A 17,137-nucleotide genomic window follows, 5' to 3' on the forward strand; every position below is an offset into this window, starting at 1 on the left:
AAACTCTAGTCAATTATCTCCAAAGGAGGTAAACTTTCTACTAAATCCATGGTTTGCATAGAGACATTAATAATAGACAACAATAGATTAAATATATATTTTGGATTATCTGAGAACTCGTTAGGGTCATCTACTATTCCAGATTTTTTATCTTTTTTCACTTGATATTGGTCAATAATCCACTCAATAGCAGGTTTTCCATTTACAACGTATTCATATGCACGTTTAGGAATATCTGTTATCACAATATCTTCATTATAAATGATGGTATCTAGTTGTACACGTTTAGGATGTTTCATCTTCTTCACTTTGAAACTTGGATTATCTGATTTAAAGACTATATTTACGCCGTCATATGCAGGAACATCTTCATAATTTAAGTGTAAATCAGCTAATTTTTTACCAATTTCTACATATTTTTCTTTGTTTCTAACCTTTGGTATACGAGGAAGTGCTTTCTGTAAATCATTTGAATATTTTTCTCGATAGGATTTTGAATGCACAATAGCATACACGTAAAACAACACATCTTTTGGCTCTACAAACATCTCAGTCCATTTTGATGACACATTAATTTGCTTACTTTCAAATAAGGAGCTTGAATCAAACGTAAATAATGGTATTGTTTTATTGTTAAAAAGCATCTGATAATCAGTTATATCTTTTGTTATCATTAAACTTGAACGTTCTCCAGAACCTATATTTAGAAATAGATTAGATTCTTTATGCGTTTCACCAAATGCTTTATTCCAAAAACTTGGACGTTTTATTAATGGTCTTAAATTATTAACCCATTTCTTAGTAAATGGTCTATACAGAATATAACGTAATTCCGAATTTTCAAAATTAATTTTTTCTCTTCTCTCCCAGCGTTTTAATAAATCATCCGACCAATTTATTCTATTCATATCCATTTCTAAATTTTCTTTATCATATACATTTTCTACTTGGTTATTAAACTCTTCAACTAATAGTTTAGAATTATTTATAGCTCGTTCTTTAGAAAATGAAATTACCCAAGCATCACGGCTTGAACTATAACCAATTCCTCGCTCAATAAAAATGCTACTACTTTCGTCGGATAAAGAAGAATATTCAAAATAATCTTCATCACGTTGATTTATCCAATCATTATTCTGGTCAGGTAAAATTCTTTTCCAATCTATTCCTTGAATAGATTTACTATCTCGAAGAATAGATAATTTTTCTTCTCTACTTAAATAATCACCAATATCATGATAATGAATTTCATGATTATCACTTCCATCTTTTACTAAAATGCTTATAGCAATTGGTGTCCGACTTCCAGAACCAAATATTTTACCACCCTCTTTACGAGATGTTTCTCCTTGTGTTCTTTGGTCACCTCTTAAATTAAAAATATAAAGATGATTAAATTCCTTATACAAACTTTTTCTCAAACCATCAGCGGTATTGCCATCTATAAAACCTGCACCCGAAACAAAACCGATTACTCCTTTTTCACTTATTCTATCAGAAGCCCATCTAAAAGCCCTTATATACGAGTCATATAAGTTATTTTTATTTATTGCTGTTGATTCTTTGACGTAAGTATTTGCTAATCTTTCATCGAGCTTAGGATATTTCATATTGGCGTTGTTATCATTAACACTATTTTGTTTAGCTGAATAAGGAGGATTACCTATTATTGCTGTTATTGGAACTTCTTGTTGACGTTTCAATCGTTCATCATTTGTTCCAAAGAAAGAGTCATCTAACGTATCTTCTTGTTCCGTTGATTCAAACGTATCAGTCAATACAATCCCTTCAAATGGTTTATATTCTTCATGATTCATCTCTGCAAAAGTTGATTCGATATTAATCGCTGCAATATAGTAACTTAACAACACAATTTCATTTGCATGTAGTTCTTGTGTATATTTTCTCGTAACATCAGCTAGAGTTATTTCTCCATTTGCTAACTTATCTTTTAGATAGTGTAAAGTCCGAACAATAAATGTTCCTGTTCCTGTAAATGGGTCTAAAATATGAACCCCTTCATCTTCAATGGCTTTTCCAAAGTGTTTTTTCAACACATCATCGACTGATTTAACAATGAAATCAACCACTTCCACAGGAGTAAAGACTATACCTAACCGTTGCGTAGTTTCTTTGAATCCTTTAGAGAAGAATTTATCATATAAAGTAATGATGATTCTTTGTTTTGCTTCTGCGTTATCAATGCCTTCAGCACGTAATTTTACTGAATCATAAAATTCTTTTAATTCATCTTGTTCTTTATTAAATCCACCAAATTTTGACAACTCTTCTACAATTTTATCCATTGCTTCTGAAACAGGATTGTTATTTACAAAACTATATTCGCCAAAAAGAGCTTCAAAAATAGGAGCAGTAATTAAGTGTTGGGCTAACATTTCAATTGCTTGTTTTTCATCAATACTTTCATTGATATTATGTTGTAAACTCTTTAGAAACTTATCAAATTCAATAGCGGTTTTAGAGTTTTTATCTTTAATCATAATGGTTATTTGTTCAATATGACGTTGTGCTATTTTAGCAACATCTTCTGACCAATCTTCAAGGTATCTTCTATCTCCTACCTTTTTGACAACTTTTGCATAAATAGCATTCTCTATTTCTCCCCAATCTAAATCTAAAGCGGTTTGATAAGAGGATTGTTCATTATCATTGCCTTTTGAAGAGTTTTCCACATCTTCAACTGAAGGGGCTTCACCTATACCTATAACGTCCATATTTTCAGGTTTTTTTCTATTTAATTCCAGTTTATTAATCATTGCTGAAAACCGCTCGTCCACTGAACGCAAAGCATTTAGAATTTGCCAAACCGCTTCATATTTTTTATTGTTATCCAAAATTGATTCTGGTGTAGTTCCCTCTGGAATAACAATAGGTAAGATAATATAGCCATATTCTTTGTCTTTAAATTTCCGCATGATTCGACCAACTGCTTGGACAATATCAACTTGTGATTTTTTAGGTGCTAAAAATATCACTGCATCTAAATTTGGAACGTCAATTCCTTCTGTCAAAAATTTCACATTCGATAATACTCGTGTTTCATCTTCTGCAAAATCTTCTGATAGCCAATCTAACGCTTCTTTTTTTTCTAAGGTATTCATCATACCGTCCACATGGCGAACATTGATGGATTGCTGAATACTTTCATTTCCTTCTAAGTATTCATTGACTACTTCATTAAATTGGGAAGAAATTTTCTTTGAATTATTTATGGTATTAATGAAAGAAATGGCTCTCTGCATAGGTTTTCCTTCAAAAACAGCATCTTTATCAACACTGCTTCTTTTCATTAATCCGTTCCAAACACCGATTAATTTAGAAACATCATCAACATCTAAGCCATTTTCACTATCCGATAAGACTCTTTGCATGTCTTTTTGAATAACCTTTTCATCAACTGCTAAGACCATTACTTTATAATCCGTCAAAATATCGTTTGAAACGGCTTGACCAAATCCTAATCGGAAAATTTCTTCTCCATAAATATCTTTATTATCCATTGATGATAAGACAATACTAGAATCCTCTGCCTTTTGTTTCGCATCTGTTCCGTAAATTTTCGGTGTTGCTGTTTGATACAAGCGTTTATTTGCTTTTATATAGTTGTTATTATGAACTCTTGTAAATACGCTTGCATCTTCGCCTAAAGCCTTAGCACCAGTTGTTCTATGTGCTTCATCACAAATAATAATATCAAATTCAGGAAACCCTTTTTCTTGTGCTTCATGTAGAACTTCAATAGATTGATAAGTAGAATACACAACCGTTAAATCACGTTGATTATTCTCTATTATTTTATAGTTGGACAGTAATTTTTCTGAATCTGTTGTCGCAGGGAAGCCAATATCTTTAGCAGATAATTCGTCAGCATTCTTCTTTTTAGAAGCATTCCTATCACTTGTCACAGCAAATGAGTGCATACTTAGTTCCGTGTCATTGTTCCAACCAATCAAAGTTTGACTCAATAATTGAATGCTTGGCACTAAATACAAAACATTAAAAGTTTCTATATTACTTTCACCAGCCATCTTTTCAACTAATTTCAAGCTGGTAAAGGTTTTCCCTGTTCCCGGTGCCATAATTAATTGACCTCTGTCATTTTCTTTAAAGTATTCAATTGTTAAATCAATCGCTTCATTCTGATAAGGTCTAGTTTTCTTCACATTTTTTACTTTTACTTCATTCGGACTACTTGGAATAAAAGATTGCCAATCAACTTGACTATTTCTTAAATCACTCAAACCAATTTGTGCTACTGGTTTTGATAATTGATTAATCGCTTCATCCGCATTACTACTCAATGAATCTAATGAATAAACAATAATTCCATCAGAATAATACGATTTTCCTAGTTCAGCTAAAAATGAATCAATATGTCTTTTGTATATTTTATTGTCATAAAATTTAGCTTGAATAGCAGTCAATTCTCCTGTTGCTTCATTTCTTGCTACTAAATCAACTCCTGTATCTTTTTTGGGGATTGCATATTCTTCTGGAACTTCATTTAATAACCAAACATCTGAAAATAAGTTTTTGTATGTTGGTTCATTTTTGAAATAAATTTGTGCGATTTTTTCAAAAAGAGTTCCCTTATCTCTTTGAATCTCACTTGATTGTTCCCTTGCTAATTGAATCAATTCATCAAATGTCATTATTTTTCTCCTTCGTTAAATATTCATTTTAATTATAACAGCTTTCAACTTAATTTGGGATATAAAAAAACCTAGTCTAAAGCAGACTAGGTTTCAATTTCTTCAATTTTTATAAACTTCTATACATACTTCCTTCAATTTCTGAAAAACTTTCAATAATAGTCAATTCCATTTCTGAACTATTTATTGTTTGATGAATAATATTCTGCACAGTATCTCGATATACCTGATTTCCCACACAATCATTAGACAATGACTCTAATGCTAGTAAAGAGAAAATAGCTTGTTTATAGCTTAGATTATTTGTGATAACAGTTACGCATTCATTCATAATAATAGCCTCCATTCATTTTGATGGTCCTGAAGGTTATCATCCAACGTTGCTATAGTCAATAAAAAATACGATTTTTCTATTCAATCAAATATTTCTTTGTATAATTAATTTAAAGAAAAAATAGTCTTAATATTTCATCTCCATCAGGTATGATAAATTTTTTATCTCAAAATTTTTATCAAAAACCACTTAAAAAATGACCCCTTTAAAACCCTTATTTATCAATACTTTTCTCTTTATTGACAAAATCAGTAGATTGTTGTTATATCAACGTTTTAAAGCACTATTTTTCAAAAAACACCTCTCAGACAACACGAAAAATTTTTTGTGGGGAATTATCCACTTATTGTTGTCTGAGAGGTGTTTTTTCTATGTACTTTTGAATAAGTAAAACAAACAATTAATATATCAACCAATTTCTAATTTTTTTAAATCAGATAAAAATGTTTTCACTTATAAATATTTAAGAAATCAATTTTAAGCCACCTATAATGCGTTCTAATCCATTTTAATTTCCGATAAATGTTTTTATCCTAACAACCTTTAAACACGAGCATAGGAACTCAAAAATTAAATATAATTTATTTTAATGATTCCAAATATGAATCATCTATAATTATATAATTAACTATACATTTCTATAATCTAGAGGATACTAGATATTTTCTCATCGATAAATATGAAAAGTTTTATAGAGAAAACTATAATTATTTGTTATATATATTTCTAGGAAGCAAGCTTTAGTTATTACAATCAACCCAAAAATTTCTTCAACTCGTGTAAACGTATTTTTATTTATCTAAAGGTTTTTTATAGACTTTTTTAATCCACTCTTTTTTTAATCGGGTAGTAACACCTTGTGGAACAATATTTTTAGAGTGTTCCTTTAAATCAAAATCAAAAATATCTGTCTTAGTTTCCCAATTTTCTATATGATTCAAATGCCAATGCCAATCAATTAAATCAGACCACAAGAAATTTTTATATAGTAACTTGTTAGGTACTTCAAAACAAAATACATTATGTTTATCAAAATCAATATACTTCCAAGGAACGTGTTTCATTTCAAAATAACACCAAATTAAATATCTATCTAAAGGTAAATCAGTTCTATTAAAATAATGGTTTCCCATCCAACTATAAACATCTTCCATATCATTTAACCACTCTAAAGTATCTTTATCCCAATCACATTTTTGTGGCATAATATAGCCTTCTTTATCTACAAAGCACAAAAAATCTTTTGGTTGGACTGTGTATATCTTCACTAAATCACTCTCCCTATATAAATTTTTATGGCAATTGGATATATTTTATCAAGTATATTACTTTCAGATATACAGAAATCATTTTTATACTATACCGAAAACAAATTCATTATCATGGAAAATTAAAAACTGAAATACTCCTTATTTCTATCACCAAATTTTAGATAAAAGCCACTTAAAAATCGACCTTCAAAAAAGCCAGTAAAATCAATAGTTTTATACTTGTTGACAAAGCCAACAGATTGTTGTTATATCAACGTTTTAAAGCACTATTTTTCAAAAAACACCTCTCAAATGAAATGAAAAAATAATTATGGGGAATTAACCACTAACTTTCATCAGAGAGATGTTTTTTGTAACGAAGATTTTCCTAAACTATGCTTAAACGCTTATATATCAATGTTTACATATAATTTTTCAAATTCTAAACATGGCACAAGTAAAATTTTTATCTTTCCATCAGATTATGATTTAAAATAATATCCACAAAGTCATTTTACCATTTAAAAGCTCAAAAATATTTTATAGATTTCTACAATCGATTCTATGCTTCTTATTTTGCGTTCTAAGACGTTTTAATTTTTTATGTATAAATCTCCATAGAAAATGATTCCCAACAATCTCTAGAGATAACACAGGTTGTTTAAAACGAACTACGAGTTATTTTATTATCCAAAAACTTCATTAATTCATTTTATTTAATATTATGTATACTATTGTTAGATAGAGGTTAATATAGATTTTATAAGTACTTTCATTTACTGAATTAAAAAGAGAGAAACTTAGAATTTCGTTATATATAAAATTACATAATCACTGCTAGGGAGTAAACTTTAGCTATTTTACTGAACCTAGATAGTACTATTAAGTCAGCAAGATGTACTCTTGCTGGCACTAAAAAAATAAATACTGATATATCAATTTTTTACAGCTATTTTTATCAGTGTTTCTAGATATAAACTATAAAGATTTTCTTATCTCGCACTTTTTCTTTTTTTAAGTTACTATTATACTAACAAAAAAAACAAATAGAGAGTTGGAACATATAATGAATACTCACAAGATGCAATTTGGATGGATTATCGAAGCTCCTAAGTATTTGTCGATACTAACAAATCAAGATGGATTAGTTGCTATTGTTTCTGAATATACTACTTTTGGCGACAATCAATCATTATTAATTACGTTGTCAGAAACATCTGCTAAAGTGGCAGTAACTCCTCATTATATTTCTTCTTTAACGATTTCAACAGATAAAAAGATTAAAATAGCTACCTCGCCATTCTATGAACAACAAATGGTTGAAATTGAAAAAATGAATTCTGATGGTCAAATTATAGATTAATACTTCTCAAATCTTATCGACTATTAAAAATCATTAGTAATTTCTTTGCTTAAAATTCAAAATCAATTTTATGCTGCTTAAATTGCGTTTTAAGCGATTATAAATTTTTATGTATAATTAGTCGAAAATCATTTTCAAGACACTAAGGGATGAAGGCAGACTGTTCAAAATGTATTTAACGTTATTTAAACACCTAAACATTTAATACAGAACAAAATATATCATTAAAGATATATTATTGATATGATGATGTTTAAGGCTGATTCCCTAAAAGGATATTCAAACTACAATTCATGATTAATTACCACTAACTTGTTACATTAGGAAATAGAGAGAGCAAATTTTAGCTATATTACTAAACATAAGCACATCTATTAAGTAAGCAAGATTCAATCTTGCTGAAACTCAAAAATACAAACACATATATATCAACGTTTTGCAGTTATTTATATCACACTATTCTTTAGTGTAAATAAGTTTTTGAGTATTTATATGTGTGAAAACAGGTAGTTTTTTCCTAGTTTTATTGACTTTTATGAACCTCATCATTTGATACCTCTAGAGGGGATATAAAAAGTGCGTATTGACCTTAGAAAAAACAGGTAGTTTACTATTGATTTTATTGGCTTTTATAGACCTCCTCGTTTGATACCTCTAGAGGGAATATTCCTTATAGAGGTATCAAATGATTTCTATCAATTTCATCAATATTTCTAGGGGTAAACGATAAGGATTTTCTTAGTTCGATACGCAATTTTGAATAAATACAAAAAGAGATAATTTTCTTTATGTATAGAAATTATTCTTTATTGTTTATATTTAATAATAGAAAAGGCAGATAGTACTCTCACTATCTGCCTAGAATATCTCTTTTATAAATAACAACTTTAGATGTATAGCTCTCTTCGATGTTAAATTTTTGATATAACTCTTTTGTTAATCTCTCTCTTTCTAAATCATATTTATTGTATACATCTACTCGAATTTTCTGGAATTTCCTCTTAGTATCGTTTATTTTCAACCTTCTCGCTTTGGCTAACTTAGAAATAACATCTTTTTCGTATACATATCCTTTTTTTTCTATCTCGTTCATGATAATTTTAACAGCTGTTTTTTCTAACTTCTCACTTGCTTGACTTATATTACTATTGGTTTTACTCATTTTAATCATTTTTCGTTGAATAAGTGGTTCATAGGATTGTGGAAAATCTTGATACGCTTTTTCTTCACCAAATAATCTATATACTAACTCATAACTTAGACTACCGACCGTTACTTTATTTTCCCTCAAAACCTTGGCTATTCCTTCACTAACTGCTGTGTTTTCATCTGTCAAATTTGTTGGTTCATAGATATTACTCGTTCTTAGCTTAGTGCAATCTTTCTTTTGTTCCAATATCAAATTATTAAATATACTTTCAGGAATTTCTGCTTCTGGTTTCTTTTTAACCACTTCAGTTACAATCATGTGATAAAGAATCTGCCTTGTCCTGTCAATACTTATTTTCTTTTTATTGGTAGCTCTGGCTAATTGCTTAGCTAAATTGTTAATACTATAGTAATTTAAATACCGTAACTCTCCATTCTCGTCAGTATATACATAGTCATACATAAAATCTAAAATAATAGGAATTTCTACTTGGTATCTACTAAAGTATTTATATAATTCAGGATAGTTTTCTTCTAATTCTCCTGATTGTAATTCTTTTTTAAATTTTTGGGCGTTAAATTTACTTTGTCCTAATTTCGATGTATTTGTTACTTTTGAACTACTAATTTCTACTAGTAAATTAACTACTTCAATTGAAGATATTTTTAAATATCGTTCTAGTAAAGAAATAATATTCCCACAATAAGGATGACTTTCACTAAAACATTTATATAAGAATATCCCATATTTTTTCAGCATAAAATACTGATGCACTAGGTTCTGTCTCTTCATGAAAAATATCATAAAACGGATTCTCATCGGATAATTCAAGAAACTCTCTCATATCTAACGATTTAAAGTAGTTCATTGCATTGTAATCGTCAGGAAATTCTTGTTTATAATTGTCTCCTAGATTTTCTTTCACAATATCAAGTCTACCTAATTTTAATAATTCATAATTCGGTATAGAATTATCAATCATTTCACCACTTATAGCTTCTATACCTTTATAAATATCTGTATTTGTTGGCTCTAACAATTTTGAAGTTTCCAAGTTATTATCCCAATCAATCACTTCGTATCCTTTATTACTTCCAAAAAACATTCTACTTGTTTGTCCAACACTCCTGTCTGCTTGTGGATACATTTCAAATAATCTTCTATATATATATTCTATCTCAGAATTCATAGTTATTAATTTATCTAAATGAAAGACAACTCTAAATTTATCTACATTAGAATCATCATCACTAAAAGTCCTATAGATAAAACAAGCATTTTCTAACATAAATGTATCTTGTTCTAAGTCAGCAATAGTATACTGATTATTTTCGTCTTTATTATCAAAATCTAACATAATAATTTCTTGACCAACAATTGGCGTATATTTTGATAATTTTTGTTCCGATAATTCTGATAAAACAACAGTTTTTCCTTCTTCAGAAATCTCAATCGCAAGCTCTTCTAAAAGAGATATCTACTAATTCTTTTAAAATTGTAGTTGAAATTGCTTTAACCATTGATGAATTAGGTTTTTCTTTATTAGTAATATTACTTAGATAACACTTCATATTCACTATCCTCCAGCATTAGTAGTCTTCCATATTTCATCACAATCACTTTCTCTAATAATATCGTTTTTTCTTCTGTCAATCCACGTCTCCCTTTTCGAAAATTGTGCAAGTTTTGGTTATGAATATTGATTGATTTAGAAAAAACGGTCATTTTTACCCCATAGATTTTATCTAAAACATCCAACCAAGTTTTTACTTTTTCTTGTTTTTCAATTAATTCTTCTTTCGTTAGTTTTTTTGAAGTCATATAGTTATCCCCCATAAATTATTTTATTAATCATTTCAAGGACCGGACTATATCATCATTCTTTAACTGAAGTCAAGGATGAATCTCGTATTCGGACAATAAAAAATAATTAGTGTAATTTTATTAAAAATCGTATTTTTATAACCCCATTTTTTTACGACTTTCTCAAATAGACAAAAAGAACTTAATAACCTTGATATATCGGTATTTTTTCAAATTTTAAATCTATCTACATATTAAAAAACACCTCTCAGATTTATTTAAGCGTAGAATTACACAAAAAATTTTTTCGTGGCGTTTGAGAGGTGTTTTTTGAAAAACAACACTTTAAAACGTTGATATAACAACAATCTATTGATTTTTTGTCAACAAAGAGAAAACCCTTGATTTTATTGACTTTTGAAGGGGTCATTTTTAAGTGACTTTTTACAAAAATTTTAAGATAAATTTTTTACAAAAAAAGAGACATGAATAAAATCATATCTCTTTTAATAATTCTTTTTCTTTTGTTATCACATGTTTATCCCAAAGTAACTTCACAAGTTCATCAGATACCAATAAACCTTCCTGTTCTTTTTCTGAACACTTGGTAAACTCTTTATATAATTCATTAGCTATACTGTTTACGACTATCTTTGAAATCGTCACATTTGCTTTATAGAAAGTCCTTTTCACTTTATGAAGGACATATTTTTTCTGAACTAATTTATCCATTGACTTTCAACACGCCTAAACTTTCATTTGCCTTTTCTCGATAACTGGCTAGATTGTCATTTGTTAGGGGGGATATATAAATATATTCTGTTTCTTCTAATACATTTCCTTGTTCATCTATTATACTATATTTCCCATCTTCAGATACTGTCATCGCTGATAATCCATTGTCGTTATATTGCTGAATAGTATGGGCAAATGGTTCTTTGATAATTTCACCAGTATTTACATTAATCAAACCATATTTGTCATCTTTTGCTAATTTATATGGAGCAATTCCATTAACATTAGGCTTCTTAATTTCAAAGGCAAACGGTTCTTTGATAATTGTTCCATCAGATGAAATAATCCCTTTTTTTCTTGGTGTAAAATCGATACTAGATGGGGTCGAGCCATCAGTTGTTGCTTTTTCATTTAAATCTTCAAAAACATAGTTTTCTGCTTCACCAATATTTCCCAAAAATTCACCGTCACCAATTGGTTTCTCAATGCCATAGTCAACAAATTTAACAATTTCTATATTTGATGGATAATTGTAACTGGTATCAGAATCTAAATCATAAAACGTCCAATTTGCAGAAGTTCCTTCTATTCCCTTTGCATTTTGTCTAATGAATAGGCGATTTTTGTTATTAATATTTGTTGCAACATCTAACCCTACTGTCGAAATAACCTTTGTTACCATAGAATTTTCTTCGTGTATATCTCCTATATCGCTTCTTTTAGCATCATAAATATATACAAAAGAATCAGAATTTGTTTTACTATCATTTTTTTCACCTAGTAGAGTAAAATAGCCATTTTTATTTACATCTCCAGACAATCTTCCACGAGCTGTTGAAAACCTTTTTTCTCTATATTCACTAGAAATATAGTTGACGATTACATCTGAACCAATACGATATGGAATTATTCCATATTTCCCAGAGGTTAATGTATTAAGAGAAACAGGATTATCAACTGTTCGTTCTCCTAAACTAGTCTTTGCCAGTTCAGCATTTTCATCTAAATAAGTAGAATAAATTTCATTTTCATTCACATTATTTTCTATTACTGCTGTTCCATTCACTTTTTTAGAATAACCTGTTTTTAAGGAATGTGCCAGTTCATCTCTTTCCTTATCAGCATTTAAAATGGAATTTTTTTCCTTTAATTCCGTATCGTAAATTGTCCAATTATACGAACTATCATCTCCAGTTTGACCGATTACTAGTTCATTTTGAACATAAATCGTATCGTAATCTGTCGCTGTTTTTGATTGAATAATTGATTCTTTTTCTTTAGTATGGGTTGTTGATTCTACTGTGGATGATTGAACTTCTTTACTGTCTTTAGTATCTTGCACTTTCCCACACGCACCTAACACACTAAATAATAGTAAGCCAAGACTTGTCATTTTTACCCATTTTTTCATTTTATTCACCTCTTCTGTTATTTTTTATTAAATAAACTAATCACAAATACTATTCCAGCGACAAGTAAAAAGGAAATAAACAAGTGTTGGAAAACAAAATCTAATACATGTATCAGAATTGTTATAGCAATCACTAATAATACTATCCAACCAATGCATCCACACCCTTTTTCCTTCTCGTCAGGTACTTCTATCATTTCCTGAAAAATACGTCCACCTTTAAGTACCATTTTTTCAATCCTTTCTCTTCTTTTGCTGCGTGAATCAAACGTTCGTTAAAAACAAACAAAAAAAGCTGATATTTCCGAATACAAAAATTCAGATTTATCAACTATTCTATGTAGTTATATTTTTTTGTGTTTCATCGGTAACAAACGAACGTTCGTTACCGGCAATCATTATATCAGATTCTATATAATGATGAAACCATCATCTGGTTAACTGATACCGCTTTTTTATATTATATACTGTTTTGATACAAACGTCACATTTTTCTGCAATTTCTTTTTGCGTTAAATCTGTTTCTACATATAACTTTTTAATTTTATGAATCGTTCTTTGGTCTAAACCTTTATTGCCTAATTGTACCCCATTTTCTTTTAAAATTGCTAATGCTTCTTTGGTTCGTTCAGATATATAGTCTGCTTCAAGCTCGGCAATTGCTGAAAGTATTGTAAAAATAACCTTTCCCATGCTTGTTGACGTATCAATATTTTCTTTAATACTGATTAAATTAATTCCTCTTTCTTGTAATTCACTCATAATGTTGACTAGCTGTTTAGTAGAACGTCCCAGACGGTCGATTTTATAAATCACTAATGTATCTCCTTGTTCTAACACTTTCAGAACTTTATTTAGCTCTTTCCTATTTTCTTTCCGACCACTCACTTGTTCAACGAAAAAAGAATCAATTGCATAACGATTAAGAGCTTCTTTTTGAACCTCTACTCCTAGATTTTGATTGTTTTTACTTGTTCGGATGTATCCTACTCTTTTTGTCATAATAAATTTCCTCCCTCCTTTTATCACTTTCAGTTATTTTTTAAAATACTGTGTTTAACTAAAAAAATACCCTAACATTCTTTCAATGTTAGGGTATATGAAACTCATTTAAATATAAAGGTTATATTAAAATGGGTTCGTCAAGGTACTTATATTATTACATCAGAATTAAAAATTGTCGAGTAAATCACTCGTGCCTTTACTTTTCTATTATTATCCAATAAACATCACAAAAACACTTATATATAGGAATATTCAAAACTAAAAACACTCTACAAACTTGTAAATATAAAAAGAAATTGCTATAATTTATACTACAATAAAATAACAGAAAGGAGGTCATTTTTTATGACAAATGGAACAAGTCAAGGACTATTTATAGTTGTTGCAATCATAATATTCGGTATTTTTTATATTAATAAGTTACTTACTATTTAGAGATACTTTAAAACCTAGTCTGTCAAGTATATTTACTGATGGACTTACTCAATCAAATTGTACAGTTAATGGAGAGGATGAATCAACCTCTTTATGCAATCCTAAATTCAACAATTCTTTTAAAATTACTAAATGCGTAAATATTGGATTTGTTGATAATAACAATGTTTTTGGAACAACAGGTTTTCCAGAAATTTGGTCTGCTACAGATTCTTCTACTAGAACGATTAATCTGAAACCATATCTTGATAAAGGAGCTTCATTAAATATTGAAAATGGTCTAGTAGAAATTTCTACAATAAATGATACAGGTATCTATGTAAAAGAAGACTATCTAAATAATGGCTTTGGCTCAGATAAATCTAGAAAATTATATGTAAGTATTAATCAAGAACCTGATGTATATTTAGGTTATTCAGATTCTCCTAACGTTGGTTGGGGTAAAAATAAAGGACTAAAATTAAGAATTGGGGAATTGAACACAATCAAATTCGCTTACGAAAATGTCTACGGTGGAAAGACCATTTATACTTTCCAAGTTAAAATAGTTAATGAATAAATTACATCCTAACAAAATTTGTTGGTTTTTTTTGTCAACAAAATAAAGATATGTCGTTCAAATTTTTATCACTAGAAAATGGATGGTATAATGAAGGGGTAAAGTAGGGTTTGGTTACTTTTATATTAGGATACTTTTCAATGGATAGTTATGAGAATTAATTAATTTTCACCATTGTATTTTCCCCTTCATGAACCCTACATTTGTTTACATCATATCCCTACATAAAGCCTTCTTCAACCCTAAAAAAGAGGTTTTTTGGAATTATCAAATGATAACAAAATGAGAACTTTCGTGAAAACTTTTTGAAAACTATATCATTTTTGAGGTAAATTCAGAAAAATTGCAAATGGAAACCTCCATAAAATTTTAGAAACAGCTGCTTAATCAAAAAATGGGAAAATTTTCTCCCTGAAAACCACTACCCAATCATGGATAGAAATGAGAGAGATACTTATAAGTTTGAGGGCTTCTAATGGACAGTTACGAGAATAGATACTTTTTAAAATAAAATAGATAAAACTATAGGAGGGAGTGAACATGGATACACTTTTTGTAAACAATCGGGCAATTGATTCTGAGGAATTAGTAAATATCATAATCAATGCAAATGGAATATATGAGAATACATTGATTAAGCTGTTACAGTGCAATCGCATCAGCTTAGAGACTCGATTAAAGACTTTAAAAAAGAACAAAATCATCTCTAAAGGAAAAATAAATAAACATTTCTATTATGTTGATAACTATGACTTAAAACATATGAAGGATTTAGACTTGCAGTCAATGGTCGTTCAATATTTGGTTTCAATTGGCTTATATACCAATAAAATTCAAGTGATTTATTCATTAGATAAGAACAAACAGCTCTATATTTCAGTATTTGCTTCAGGTAAGTATAACTATAAAAATGATGAAGCGATAAAAAAACTTGTAAATAAACGGTTCAATCAATTGTCTTCTGAAGAAGGCAGAAAATATTTTAGTCAATTTATCATCAACGAATTGACTAAATTTCCAATTAGAATATCTTCTCTTTCGGACAAGCTACAAGAACGCTATTATACAACTTCTATAGATACTGTTGATATTCTTGCACTACCTAATAAAGAATTTATTCCTGCAATACAATCTAACTTAGCAGATGTATCATTTAGAAATCTAGAAAATAATAGCACGCTCATTAGACATGATATTTTAATTTATCTGAATGATTCTCATACCCTTGAATATTTTGTGAAAGAAAAAAATCAATATAAGCTACAAGCTATTCATTCTGTAGTTGACTTCTTCTATTATTTAACCTTGCACAAGAATTCTAAAGATGCCATTTATCTCTCTAATGACAAAACAGACTATGATACTGCAGATGACTTGTATTTTCAAAGTTACCTGAATAAGGAAAAGTATAATACTGTTCAATTAAAAAAAGATAAGCAAAAACCACAACCTTAATTGATTGTGGTTTTATTTACTTAAATGGGTCAAAATCTTCTAGCTTTGCCTTGATATCTTCCTCTTCAATTCCTGCATACCTTAGAGTAACTGCTTGGCTACTATGATTTAAAATCTTCATCAGAGTAACAATATCCCCTTTGTTTTGCTTTAAAAAGAAGTAGGAAAATGTTTTTCTAAGCGTATGCGTGCCAATATAATCTAAACCTAGATTATTTGCAATTTTTTGTAGGATTTTATAATACTGATGACTGGCTAAATATCTACTACTATCTGTTGGACTTGGGAATAACCATTCAGATTTAGCATCATGTTCTGTATTCAAATAGTCAATAATATTTGAAGTTAAGGATTTAAGATGAAGAGTTCTTCTTTTCCCAGTCTTTATTTCAATAATTTCTGTTTGTGTCTTATTTTTCACATCACATACCTTTAGGTTCAATATATCTGAAATCCGTAACCCTGTCTTTATTCCAATTGCCATAATCAAATAGTCTCTTTTTCCGTGTTTACCCTTTTTTAATTCTTTTCCAAATTGAATTAGCGTTTCCTTATTTTTTATCGGTTTGACATTAATCATTTTTTGTCCCATAAATTACCTCCCTAAGATGTATTATTCATGGATACTTTTCTATCGAAATAGACTATAAGTATCCATCTCCCTATAAACCAAAAATGAAACATTGATGGAATAGGATTCATGATGGATACTAATTACAAAAGTATCCCTCTTACAAGTACCGTTATAGCATCGTTGTTAGGAGGTTGCAAATTTGTAGAACATTAAATGATACTGTTTAGAAATCTTCTAAACAGTATCATTTTCATTACTTTTTGTTTTTTTAGCATTAAAATCTAACTCTTCATTTATCCTAACTGTAAATAAAACAAGAATCATTAATAATTCTAAATAACACTCTTTATGCTCGCTTTTTGGTTTTCTGCCAAAACTGCCATGGATAAT

The 17,137-nt window shown here is 29.0% G+C and carries 11 protein-coding genes and 1 pseudogene; 2 read left to right on the plus strand and 10 right to left on the minus strand.

Going from position 1 to position 17,137, the window contains the following annotated elements; translation table 11 throughout:
• Positions 1-5 precede the first annotated feature (5 nt).
• The 3 genes from IGI63_RS16635 to IGI63_RS16645 form a co-directional block, all read right to left on the minus strand.
• The gene (locus tag IGI63_RS16635; protein WP_429976393.1) at positions 6-4,673 is read right to left on the minus strand and encodes a DEAD/DEAH box helicase; all 4,668 of its coding nucleotides are present in this window, start codon (positions 4,671-4,673) and stop codon (positions 6-8) included.
• A gap of 109 nt (positions 4,674-4,782) precedes the next feature.
• Positions 4,783-5,004: a hypothetical protein gene (locus IGI63_RS16640; RefSeq protein ID WP_429976394.1), complete on the minus strand. Its 222-nt coding sequence runs from the start codon at positions 5,002-5,004 to the stop codon at positions 4,783-4,785.
• Between the two features lie 794 nt (positions 5,005-5,798).
• The gene (locus tag IGI63_RS16645; protein ID WP_429976395.1) at positions 5,799-6,275 is read right to left on the minus strand and encodes a DUF3841 domain-containing protein; all 477 of its coding nucleotides are present in this window, start codon (positions 6,273-6,275) and stop codon (positions 5,799-5,801) included.
• A 1,048-nt stretch (positions 6,276-7,323) separates the two neighbouring features.
• Between IGI63_RS16645 and IGI63_RS16650 the strand changes: the two genes are divergently transcribed.
• Entirely contained in the window at positions 7,324-7,620 is a 297-nt protein-coding gene (locus tag IGI63_RS16650) for a hypothetical protein (RefSeq protein WP_429976396.1), read from the plus strand.
• A gap of 850 nt (positions 7,621-8,470) precedes the next feature.
• On the opposite strand, the pseudogene IGI63_RS16655 reads toward IGI63_RS16650, so the two are convergent.
• The 6 genes and pseudogenes from IGI63_RS16655 to IGI63_RS16680 form a co-directional block, all read right to left on the minus strand.
• Positions 8,471-10,341, minus strand: a pseudogene (locus tag IGI63_RS16655) (hypothetical protein).
• Positions 10,322-10,591: a hypothetical protein gene (locus IGI63_RS16660; RefSeq protein WP_429976397.1), complete on the minus strand. Its 270-nt coding sequence runs from the start codon at positions 10,589-10,591 to the stop codon at positions 10,322-10,324. The pseudogene IGI63_RS16655 and the gene IGI63_RS16660 overlap by 20 nt, the downstream one beginning before the upstream one ends.
• Positions 10,592-11,068: 477 nt before the next feature.
• The gene (locus tag IGI63_RS16665; protein WP_174090332.1) at positions 11,069-11,305 is read right to left on the minus strand and encodes a hypothetical protein; all 237 of its coding nucleotides are present in this window, start codon (positions 11,303-11,305) and stop codon (positions 11,069-11,071) included.
• Positions 11,298-12,719, minus strand: coding sequence for a hypothetical protein (locus IGI63_RS16670; RefSeq protein ID WP_429976398.1), 1,422 nt, complete (start codon positions 12,717-12,719; stop codon positions 11,298-11,300). Before IGI63_RS16670 ends, IGI63_RS16665 begins: the two co-directional genes overlap by 8 nt.
• 17 nt (positions 12,720-12,736) lie before the next feature.
• A complete protein-coding gene (locus IGI63_RS16675) occupies positions 12,737-12,949 on the minus strand; it encodes a preprotein translocase, SecE subunit domain protein (protein WP_429976399.1) in 213 nt (70 codons plus the stop codon).
• A 199-nt stretch (positions 12,950-13,148) separates the two neighbouring features.
• Positions 13,149-13,721, minus strand: a complete 573-nt coding sequence (locus tag IGI63_RS16680; RefSeq protein WP_429976400.1) for a recombinase family protein — start codon at positions 13,719-13,721, stop codon at positions 13,149-13,151.
• A 1,537-nt stretch (positions 13,722-15,258) separates the two neighbouring features.
• Here IGI63_RS16680 and IGI63_RS16685 point away from each other — a divergent pair.
• Positions 15,259-16,173: a hypothetical protein gene (locus tag IGI63_RS16685; protein ID WP_429976401.1), complete on the plus strand. Its 915-nt coding sequence runs from the start codon at positions 15,259-15,261 to the stop codon at positions 16,171-16,173.
• A 16-nt stretch (positions 16,174-16,189) separates the two neighbouring features.
• Here IGI63_RS16685 and IGI63_RS16690 read toward each other — a convergent pair whose 3' ends face one another.
• The gene (locus tag IGI63_RS16690; protein ID WP_429976402.1) at positions 16,190-16,765 is read right to left on the minus strand and encodes a tyrosine-type recombinase/integrase; all 576 of its coding nucleotides are present in this window, start codon (positions 16,763-16,765) and stop codon (positions 16,190-16,192) included.
• Positions 16,766-17,137 lie beyond the last annotated feature (372 nt).

It is taken from the genome of Enterococcus sp. DIV0086 (genome assembly GCF_050498705.1).
Classification (GTDB): Bacteria; Bacillota; Bacilli; order Lactobacillales; family Enterococcaceae; genus Enterococcus; species Enterococcus faecalis.

What these genes read in the sequence shown, in the direction of transcription:
- IGI63_RS16640 (WP_429976394.1), bottom strand. Translation starts at nt 5,004, where the DNA reads ATGAATGAATGCGTAACTGTTATCACAAATAATCTAAGCTATAAACAA.
- IGI63_RS16635 (WP_429976393.1), bottom strand. Translation starts at nt 4,673, where the DNA reads ATGACATTTGATGAATTGATTCAATTAGCAAGGGAACAATCAAGTGAG.
- IGI63_RS16690 (WP_429976402.1), bottom strand. Translation starts at nt 16,765, where the DNA reads ATGGGACAAAAAATGATTAATGTCAAACCGATAAAAAATAAGGAAACG.
- IGI63_RS16670 (WP_429976398.1), bottom strand. Translation starts at nt 12,719, where the DNA reads ATGAAAAAATGGGTAAAAATGACAAGTCTTGGCTTACTATTATTTAGT.
- IGI63_RS16675 (WP_429976399.1), bottom strand. Translation starts at nt 12,949, where the DNA reads ATGGTACTTAAAGGTGGACGTATTTTTCAGGAAATGATAGAAGTACCT.
- IGI63_RS16665 (WP_174090332.1), bottom strand. Translation starts at nt 11,305, where the DNA reads ATGGATAAATTAGTTCAGAAAAAATATGTCCTTCATAAAGTGAAAAGG.
- IGI63_RS16685 (WP_429976401.1), top strand. Translation starts at nt 15,259, where the DNA reads ATGGATACACTTTTTGTAAACAATCGGGCAATTGATTCTGAGGAATTA.
- IGI63_RS16660 (WP_429976397.1), bottom strand. Translation starts at nt 10,591, where the DNA reads ATGACTTCAAAAAAACTAACGAAAGAAGAATTAATTGAAAAACAAGAA.
- IGI63_RS16650 (WP_429976396.1), top strand. Translation starts at nt 7,324, where the DNA reads ATGAATACTCACAAGATGCAATTTGGATGGATTATCGAAGCTCCTAAG.
- IGI63_RS16680 (WP_429976400.1), bottom strand. Translation starts at nt 13,721, where the DNA reads ATGACAAAAAGAGTAGGATACATCCGAACAAGTAAAAACAATCAAAAT.